Annotated in this window: 5 protein-coding genes, 1 pseudogene and 2 riboswitches; all 6 genes and pseudogenes read left to right on the top strand. The window is 42.4% G+C overall.

The genetic code is table 11. The features are described from left to right. Positions 1 to 501 (top strand): annotated as a pseudogene (locus ACEQ1T_RS25615) (DUF58 domain-containing protein); the annotation flags it as partial. Continuing rightward, positions 501 to 2,705, top strand: coding sequence for a DUF3488 and DUF4129 domain-containing transglutaminase family protein (locus tag ACEQ1T_RS25610; protein ID WP_370225363.1), 2,205 nt, complete (start codon positions 501 to 503; stop codon positions 2,703 to 2,705). The pseudogene ACEQ1T_RS25615 and the gene ACEQ1T_RS25610, both read left to right, overlap by 1 nt. A gap of 71 nt (positions 2,706 to 2,776) precedes the next feature. Next, positions 2,777 to 2,878: riboswitch (purine riboswitch) on the top strand. A gap of 218 nt (positions 2,879 to 3,096) precedes the next feature. Continuing rightward, positions 3,097 to 4,617: a glutamine-hydrolyzing GMP synthase gene (gene guaA / locus ACEQ1T_RS25605; RefSeq protein WP_370225365.1), complete on the top strand. Its 1,521-nt coding sequence runs from the start codon at positions 3,097 to 3,099 to the stop codon at positions 4,615 to 4,617. Between the two features lie 85 nt (positions 4,618 to 4,702). Then, a riboswitch (purine riboswitch) is annotated at positions 4,703 to 4,804 on the top strand. A 129-nt stretch (positions 4,805 to 4,933) separates the two neighbouring features. Next, positions 4,934 to 6,262 (top strand): NCS2 family permease, encoded by a 1,329-nt coding sequence (locus tag ACEQ1T_RS25600; RefSeq protein WP_206845996.1) that lies wholly within the window; start codon positions 4,934 to 4,936, stop codon positions 6,260 to 6,262. A 121-nt stretch (positions 6,263 to 6,383) separates the two neighbouring features. Beyond that, positions 6,384 to 7,226 carry a glucose PTS transporter transcription antiterminator GlcT gene (gene glcT, locus ACEQ1T_RS25595; protein WP_370225362.1) on the top strand — a complete coding sequence of 281 codons (843 nt, stop codon included), beginning with the start codon at positions 6,384 to 6,386 and terminating at the stop codon, positions 7,224 to 7,226. Between the two features lie 221 nt (positions 7,227 to 7,447). Beyond that, a complete protein-coding gene (ptsG, locus tag ACEQ1T_RS25590) occupies positions 7,448 to 9,505 on the top strand; it encodes a glucose-specific PTS transporter subunit IIBC (RefSeq protein WP_370225361.1) in 2,058 nt (685 codons plus the stop codon). Positions 9,506 to 9,857 lie beyond the last annotated feature (352 nt).

The following is a 9,857-nucleotide window of genomic DNA, read 5'->3' as shown; positions in this document are numbered from 1 at the left end:
CAATCGCATGACGTATATATCCTCATGGATTGGGCAACTGAGAGCCGATTTGAGGCTATCGTTTCGTTTACAGCCTCCATGGTAAGGGCGATTCTTCGCAAAGGAGCACAGACTGGGTTTTTGACCTCTGCAGCAACGCGGACAGCTTTTCCAATCAGAGGCGGTGAAGCACACCAGCTTCAGCTGTTCTATCATTTGGCAAAAATAAAGGATGATTCTGCAGCTGCAGTGGACCGGGTTCTTGAAGCAGAGCATTTTCTTTTGCAGCAGAACAGTCAGCTGATGGTTGTTACAGGGCAATTAACAAAAACGCTTATAGAGAAAGCCGGGTTTTTCACGTCCAAAAAAGGGATTGTATCTATATTTTTAATAAAAAATGAGGATGAATCTCCTTCGGGGGATGAGCTGCTGCTTAAAACCTCCGCCAATGCCAGGGGAATCCGGGTAGTTCTGGTTCATAACGGACAGTTTGCAGATGTGTTTTCGGGGGTGAACAAGTGATGAGTTCTCCAAAGGTACCGAAAGATTTTGCCTCGTTTCTTCTTTATGTTCTGGGCTTTTTCCTATTATGGGAATGGCTGCGTCCGGTTGAAGAGCTTACGGACACATCTAATGTCATTGTTTTCCTCGTGTTCCTTATACTATCGCTTTTGCTGGCTTTTTTCAGTGTTGGCCTTGTTTTAAGCGGTTTTATAAAGTTGCTTTATATTCTCTATGAACTGCATTATTTGTACTTTGAGGGATCCTTTTTCCAATTTTCATGGATATCCGTATTTGCATCGGACATGGTGCACAACTTTGGTTTAATAGCTGATAGAGAATGGCCTGGCATGACAAATCTATTCAGAAGCCTTCTCTTTTTCATTCTGCTATGGCTGATGACTTATTTGATTCAGTACTGGCTGATCAATCGCAGGCGGATTTTCATTTTCTTTTTCATGACACTCATTTATATAAGTGTATTGGATACCTTTACGCCTTACACGGCAGACGCGGCGATTGTCAGGACAGTTATTGCGGGCTTTGCGGTTATGGGCATCTTAACGTTCAACCGTCTCCTGGATCAGGAGGGGTTGAAGAAAGAAGCTTCCCTGTCGCGCAAATGGATGATTCCGCTGACCGCTCTGATCGCTCTGAGTACCGGCTTAGGGTTTGCAGCACCTAAGGCAGAACCGATTTGGCCCGATCCTGTTCCGTTTATTAAGTCCTATGGACAAAATAGCGGCGGTGATGGCCCGGGTATTCAGAAAATCGGCTATGGTGAAGATGATTCCCGTCTTGGTGGCCCTTTTATTGGAGATAACGCTGTGGTCTTCAGGGCGGAAGTGGAGTCCCGCCATTACTGGAAGGTGGAAACAAAAGATGCATATACAGGCAAAGGATGGGTTACATCCCAGGCTGAAGGAGAATATCTTCCGTTTGGAATGGGAGAAGAAATTCCGGTTACATCCTTTATCGATAACGATGCAATTGAAACCACTGAAGAAGTAAGCTCCGTTTATACTTTTATGAATTACCCTCATGTTGTGTATCCATTAGGGGTAAATAGTATTAAAGCTTCGCAGTTCATTACCTATGAGCTGGAAACGGCCACTGAAAAAATACGGACATTGGATGGCGGACGGCCATCTGCATTGGAAGAATATAAGGTAGGCTTCGAGGTGCCTGAATACAGTGTGACTGCAATGAAGGAAGCCGGGGCAAACGCGGAATCACTGCCTGAAGAATTTATGGCGCGATATACACAGCTGCCTGAAGAATTGCCTGAAAGAGTCAGGGAACTTGCTCTGGAAATTACTCAAGAGAAACCGGACTGGTTTGAAAAAGCAAGGGAGCTTGAGAGGTATTTCCGAAGGGCAGAATTTACCTACAGCCAGACAGACGTAGCTGTTCCAGATGAAAATGAGGACTATGTGGACCAGTTTTTATTTGATACCAAGCAGGGATATTGCGACAATTTCTCCTCCTCCATGGTGGTAATGGCCAGATCCATTGGATTGCCGGCAAGGTGGGTTAAGGGCTATACAGAGGGAGAATTCAAGCAATCATTAGGGTCTGGTCTTCGCTTGTTTGAGGTAACAAATAACAATGCCCATTCATGGGTGGAAATCTATTTCCCTGAAATGGGCTGGGTTCCATTTGAACCAACTCAGGGGTTCAATAATAATGTACAATTTAACTTTGACAACGCAGGCCAAAATACGAGCCAGCCGGAAGCGGAAAAGCCAAACGAGACTGAGGCTCCTGTTAAGCCGGACATGCCTGATGAAGCATCGGCAGAAAAATCGCCGTTTTCGGTAAAAGAGCTTTGGGACAATCTGGGAGCTTTCTTAAAAGATAATTGGAAAGTAGTCGCAGCAGCGATATTGGCAGCAGGTGTGCTTGTTTTCGTGCTTTTCCAGAAGAGGGGAAAATGGATGCCGCATTATTTTATCTGGAGATTTAAAAAGACAAATAATGATGAGCATTTTCCTAAAGCTTATCTTATTCTTTTAAAAGAATTGGACCGGTACGGGCTAAAGCGGAAAAAGGGCCAAACCTTAAGGGAGTATGCCAAATATATAGACAGCTTTTTCTCAACAAAGGAAATGAGCAGGCTGACAGCCCACTACGAAGAACTTGTTTACAGGGGAGTTCTAAAAGAAGGAAGCTGGAATGACACGAAAGAATTGTGGGAAAATTTAATTAAAAAGACAATAGCTTGACCGGGATTTGGGGCTGTTGTTACAATAGGCAAATAAGACAGCGGCATATTGTTCGGATTTTGCCGAGTATTACAATTAAATCATGCAACCTTCATATATCCTCGATAATATGGTTCGAAAGTCTCTACCGGATCGCCGTAAATGATCTGACTATGAAGGCAGAAGAAGCTTTTTGCTATACGTGAAAACCGAAATTCTGCCTTCACTTTTTTTGTGGAGAAAGAGTTCCGGTTTTTTTTATTGGCCAGCTTCTGGCTGGCAGTTATATGAGTTGCAAAGAAATTATATTTTTACTAGATATTTTACCTGCAGGAGAGAAGACTAAAAGTAAAATAACAAATTTAATGAGGTGAACAGTGTGACGGGGAAAACAGAACTTCAAAATCAAGAAATGATCGTAGTGCTGGACTTTGGGAGCCAGTACAATCAGTTAATCACACGCAGAATCCGTGAGTTTGGCGTATACAGTGAGCTGCATCCGCATACGATTACAGCTGCGGAAATCAAAGAAATGAATCCAAAAGGGATTATTTTCTCTGGCGGTCCCAACAGTGTTTACGGCGAAAATGCTTTCCGCTGTGATGAAGAAATTTTTGAACTGGGCTTGCCGATTTTCGGAATCTGCTATGGCATGCAGCTGATGACTATGCATTTTGATGGTAAAGTAGAACCTGCGAAACACCGTGAATACGGAAAGGCGATCATGAAAATTGAAAATGAATCCAAGTTGTTTACAGATCTGCCTAGAGAACAGACGGTCTGGATGAGCCATGGCGATCTTGTCGTAGAGGCTCCCGCTGGTTTTACAGTGGATGGTACAAATCCATCATGCCCGATTGCAGCTATGAGCAATGAAGAGCGCGGTTTATACGCTGTTCAATTCCACCCTGAGGTTCGCCATTCAGTTCACGGAAATGATATGCTGAAAAACTTTGTGTTCGGCGTTTGCGGCTGTACAGGCGATTGGTCAATGGAAAACTTCATTGAGATTGAAATGGAGAAGATCCGCCAGGAAGTTGGAGATAAAAAGGTTCTTTGTGCATTGAGCGGCGGTGTTGATTCATCTGTTGTTGCCGTCCTTATTCATAAAGCAATTGGCGATCAGCTAACCTGTATTTTCGTGGATCACGGCCTGCTGAGAAAAGATGAAGCAGAAGGCGTCATGAAGACATTTGCTGATGGATTCAATATGAATGTAATTAAAGTGGATGCCCAGGAACGCTTTATGAATAAGCTTAAAGGGGTTAGCGATCCTGAACAAAAGCGTAAAATCATCGGCAATGAATTTATCTATGTATTCGATGATGAATCAGCCAAGCTTGAAGGCATTGATTTCCTTGCACAGGGAACACTTTATACGGATATTATTGAAAGTGGAACAGCAACTGCTCAAACGATTAAATCTCATCACAATGTAGGCGGGCTTCCTGAAGATATGCAATTCAAGCTGATCGAACCGCTTAACACTCTGTTTAAAGATGAGGTGCGTGCGCTGGGAACGGAGCTTGGCATTCCGGATGAAATCGTTTGGAGACAGCCATTCCCTGGTCCGGGACTAGGTATCCGCGTACTTGGGGAAATCTCAGAAGATAAGCTTGAAATTGTGCGCGAGTCTGATGCCATACTGCGCGAGGAAATTCAAAAGGCAGGCCTTGATCGCGACATTTGGCAATACTTCACGGTTCTTCCTGATATCCGCAGTGTCGGTGTAATGGGAGATGCCCGAACTTATGATTATACTATTGGAATCCGTGCGGTTACTTCCATTGACGGTATGACTTCTGACTGGGCACGTATCCCATGGGATGTACTGGAGATTATTTCAACTAGGATCGTTAATGAAGTATCGCATGTCAACAGAGTGGTTTACGATATTACGAGCAAGCCGCCTGCAACAATCGAGTGGGAATAAAATACGAACATTAAGAAAATGCGGACATGAAAATGTTCGCTTTTTCTATTGACTAGGACTTTTTGAGGTGCTATGATAAAGAAGAATTAAATATGTCGTTTTACGTCGTATAATATTGGGGATATGGCCCAAAAGTTTCTACCGAGCTACCGTAAATAGCTTGACTACGAGGTAAGTGCAGATAGGGATGTTTTTTGCCATTATTCTTCTTTGTTTTCCCCTATTGCAAGCACGAGCCCAGTTGTCAATGCTCCGGTAGTCAACCCGGAGTTTTTTTTATTGAAAAAAATAAAGACAGCCAATAGGGGGAAGAGAAATGAAGAAGTACTTCCAGTTTGAAGAACTTGGTACTAACTACCGTCGTGAATTTATCGGCGGACTTACAACTTTTTTAGCAATGGCTTATATCTTGGTCGTTAATCCGATTACTTTATCGTTAATGGATATACCAGATTTGCCGGATGCCATGAGAATGGACTATGGTGCAGTATTCGTGGCGACAGCAGTAGCTGCGGCAATTGGATCACTATTGATGGGGGTACTGGCCAGGTATCCGATTGCGCTTGCTCCCGGTATGGGATTAAATGCATTTTTTGCTTATACTGTTGTATTAACGATGGGAATTCCTTGGCAGCATGCACTAGGCGGGGTTCTTATCTCAGGGATTATCTTTATCCTTTTATCACTTTCAGGTTTGCGTGAAAAAATCATTAACTCGATTCCTGCAGAATTGAAGTATGCGGTCAGTGCCGGAATCGGTTTGTTTATTACATTTGTCGGCGCTCAGAGTGCAGGGCTGATTGTCAATAATGATGCAGTTCTCGTTGGATTAGGCGATTTTACTGATGGGAATGTGCTTCTGGCTATTTTCGGGATTATCATAACAGTTATTCTCATGACAAAAGGAATGAATGGCGGAATTTTTATAGGAATGGTAATCACGACTGTTGTTGGAATGATTGCCGGCCTGATTGATGTTCCAGGAAAGGTTGTTGATTCCGTGCCAAGTGTAGCTCCAACGTTTGGAGCGGCATTCGGGGCATATAGCGACCCTTCATTCTTCTCAACAAGCATGCTGGTCGTTGTTCTGACATTCCTATTCGTTGACTTCTTTGATACAGCGGGTACTTTAGTGGGTGTTGCCAACCAGGCAGGCCTAATGAAGGAGAATAAGTTGCCGCGTGCAGGTAAAGCACTTCTGGCTGACTCAACAGCAACAGTAGTAGGCGCGATATTCGGAACATCAACGACAACTTCATTCATTGAGTCTTCATCAGGGGTTGCGGCAGGTGCGAGAACAGGATTTGCATCGATTGTAACAGCGGGATTCTTCCTGTTATCATTATTCTTCTTTCCTCTATTAGAGGTTATAACTTCTGCAGTGACTGCTCCGGCGCTCATCATTGTCGGTGTACTGATGGTTGCTTCATTAGGCAACATTGATTGGACAAAGTTTGAAATTGCAGTTCCAGCCTTCCTTACTATTATTGCAATGCCATTAACTTACAGTATCGCAACAGGAATCGCAATCGGATTCATTTTTTATCCAATTACCATGATTGTAAAAGGGAGAATAAAAGAGATTCACCCAATCATGTATGTGCTGTTCGTCATATTTGTTTTGTATTTCATTTTCCTGAAGTAATATTATGGATTGGGCCCGCTTGGATGCGGGTCTCTTTATTTTATTCAAATCAATCCGTTGACTTCCCGGACAGGCTTTAATACCATGAGAGTACATTTGTTTAATGGGCGGGGAGAAGAGAATGGGTGAGTATAAGGTTAAAAAAGTGCTTAATAATAATGTCCTCATTGGCAGCCACGAGTCATTTGGAGAAGTCGTTCTTATCGGCAAGGGGATTGGCTTCAGCCGGAAGTCTGGCCAGCCAATCGACTCTGCTTTGGTTGAAAAGCTCTTTGTGCTTAAAAATGAAAAAGAGCAGGAGAATTATATTAAACTGATGCCTTTTGTGGATAATGAATTGCTTGAAACGATTATCTCCTCGATTCAATTGATTAAACAGAGGGCGAACTCCATGCTTAATGAACATATTCATGTTGCGCTAACCGATCACTTGATGTTTGCGATAACTCGTCTGAAAAAAGGGATGGAAATGAAAAATCCTTTTCTTATTGAGACTAAGACACTCTACCCATTTGAATACGAAATTGCCAGCGAAGTTGTAAACCTTATAGGACAGCGAACCGGCATCTATTTGCCTGAAGGGGAGATCGGGTTCATTGCCCTTCATGTTCACAGTGCTGTGATGAACCGCGATTTATCCGAAGTCAATCAGCATTCTCAGCTGGTAACCCATCTAGTGAATATGATTGAAGAACAGCTGGACATTAAAATTGATAAAGACAGTATCGATTATATGAGGCTTGTCCGCCATATCCGATTCACCATTGAACGGGTTAACAAAGGCGAGGTGGTTGAAGAACCGGAAAAAATAACTTCCCTCTTGAAAGAAGAATATCCGGTGTGCTACAATCTCTCTTGGAAGCTCATTAAAGTAATGCAGCAATCATTAAAAAAACCAGTCTTTAATGCAGAAGCTGTTTATCTGACAATGCATCTGCAGAGGCTTCAAAAGAAAATAAATTAATTTCGATACTATCTTGTCAAGAAACAGGCAAGTCTTTACGTGTTACTGATTCGATCAGGCATGAGTGAAGAAAGGTAATTGAATTTAGGTAAATAGGGTATGATACCCTTGTATACACCTGAATTCTATCCTTTTTTTCCTCATGCCTTTTTTATTTTTTTAATGCTTGCCGCTATTAAATGAAAACGCTTAATGAGTAAAAAACTTTAGGGGGTTAACATATGTTTAAGAAAATATTTGGCGTCCTGCAAAAAGTCGGAAAAGCCTTAATGCTTCCAGTAGCATTACTGCCGGCAGCGGGTATACTGCTCGCTATCGGGGCGGCTTTGCAAAATCCGGCACTGCTTGAGCTGGCTCCATTCCTGGATAACAGCGGAGTTGAAATCGTTGCTCAGGTTATGCAAAAAGCAGGAGATATCGTCTTTGCCAACCTGCCTGTTTTATTTGCAGTTGGTGTAGCTGTTGGTTTGGCAGGCGGTGAAGGTGTAGCCGCACTTGCTGCCATCATCGGCTATCTAATTATGAATGTGACAATGGGAACGGCTGCAGGAATTACTGCAGAGGATGTAAATGGGCTTAATTATGCGAACATCTTAGGAATCCCAACTCTGCAGACAGGTGTATTCGGCGGTATCATTGTTGGTATTATCGCTGCTGCATTATATAACAAGTTTTTTGAAATCGAACTTCCATCCTATTTGGGATTCTTTGCCGGAAAGCGTTTTGTTCCAATTATTACGGCTGCAACATCTGTAGTACTTGGTTTGCTGATGCTGGTTATCTGGCCGCCAATCCAGGAAGGGTTAAATGCTTTCTCTCAAAACATGGTTCATGCGAACTTGACTCTATCCGCGTTTATTTTTGGATTAATTGAACGCTCATTGATTCCTTTTGGTCTTCATCACATTTTCTACTCTCCATTCTGGTATGAATTTGGACAGTATGTAACGAATGCAGGGGAAACAGTTCGCGGTGATCAGCGTATTTTCATGGCTCAAATCAGTGACAATGTACAAAACCTTACTGCAGGTACATTTATGACTGGTAAATTCCCGTTCATGATGTTTGGTCTTCCTGCAGCTGCATTAGCAATTTATCATGAAGCACGCCCCGAAAAGAAAGTGGTAGTCGGAGGCCTTATGGCATCTGCTGCGTTAACTTCTTTCTTAACAGGTATTACAGAGCCGCTGGAGTTCTCATTCTTATTCGTGGCTCCTATCCTGTTTGCGGTTCACGCAGTGTTTGCAGGTCTGTCATTCATGACCATGCATCTCCTGGATGTGAAAATAGGCATGACTTTCTCAGGCGGTTTGATTGACTATATTTTATTCGGTTTAATCAACCCTCAGACAAATGCCTGGATTGTCATTCCGGTTGGATTAGTATTTGCTGTAATCTATTACTTTGGCTTCCGATTTGCCATCCGCAAATTTAATTTAATGACCCCAGGCCGTGAAGAAGTAGAAGATGAAGAAACAGCTTCTTCAGGTAAAGGCGGAGATCTTCCATATGAAGTTCTTGATGCTATGGGCGGACAAGAAAACATCGCTCATCTTGATGCATGTATTACTCGTCTTCGTGTATCGGTAAACGATATAAAAAATGTAGATAAAGAACGATTGAAGAAACTTGGTGCATCTGGAGTACTGGAAGTAGGAAACAACATCCAGGCTATCTTTGGCCCGAGATCTGAAACAATCAAAGGTCAAATGAAAGATATCATGAGCGGCAAAAGACCGCGCACGGTTGAAAAAGCGCCAGAAGGCGGGGTTGAACAGCAAATTGAAGAAGTAAATCCTGAAGCTCTTCAGACAGAGCACAAGGAAGATCTTTTCATTTCACCGATCAAAGGAGAAATCAAACCAATCACAGAAGTACCTGATGCTGTATTCTCGGGTAAAATGATGGGCGATGGTTTTGCGATTGTACCTGCAGAAGGAACTGTTGTATCACCGGTGGATGGGAAAATCGTTAACATGTTCCCGACAAAGCATGCAATCGGCATCCTTTCAGATTCAGGCCGAGAAATCCTTATCCATGTAGGTATTGATACAGTAAACCTGAAAGGACAGGGATTTGAAGCATTAGTTGCTGAGAATGACCGTGTAGAAGCAGGGCAGCCATTGTTGAAAGTGGATCTTGATTATATCGAGAAAAATGCAACTTCTATCATCACGCCAATCGTATTCACAAACCTTCAACAGGGTGAAGGGATCAAGATTAATAAGCCAGGCGCTGTTGACCTTAAAGAAAAAGATATCATTGTCATCTCCAAATAGTAATATATAATATAGAAGAAACCAGCTGTATTTTAAGCAGCTGGTTTCTTTTGATTTAAATGCATAATAAAATCTTTTTTTGTTTTTTTGAATAACTTGTTGACCTTCTGGGCAATAGGTGATATTATAGAAAAACAGTCGCTTGAGACGTTAACAAGATTTGAAAGTTTTAAAAAAAGTTGTTGACGAAGTGATTGAGAAATGATATATTAATAAAGTCGCTTCTGAGCGGCGGATTGATCTTTGAAAACTGAACGAACAAAAACGTCAACGTTAATTCTTTAGTCTTTTTTGAAAAGACAACTTATGAGCTTAATCAACTCTTATATGGAGAGTTTGATCCTGGCTCAGG

The sequence above is a fragment of the Cytobacillus sp. genome, from assembly GCF_964223445.1.
Lineage (GTDB): Bacteria > Bacillota > Bacilli > Bacillales > Cytobacillaceae > Cytobacillus.
The sequence above is the reverse complement of the archived record's forward strand: the minus strand, read 5'-3'. Positions and strand labels throughout refer to the sequence as shown.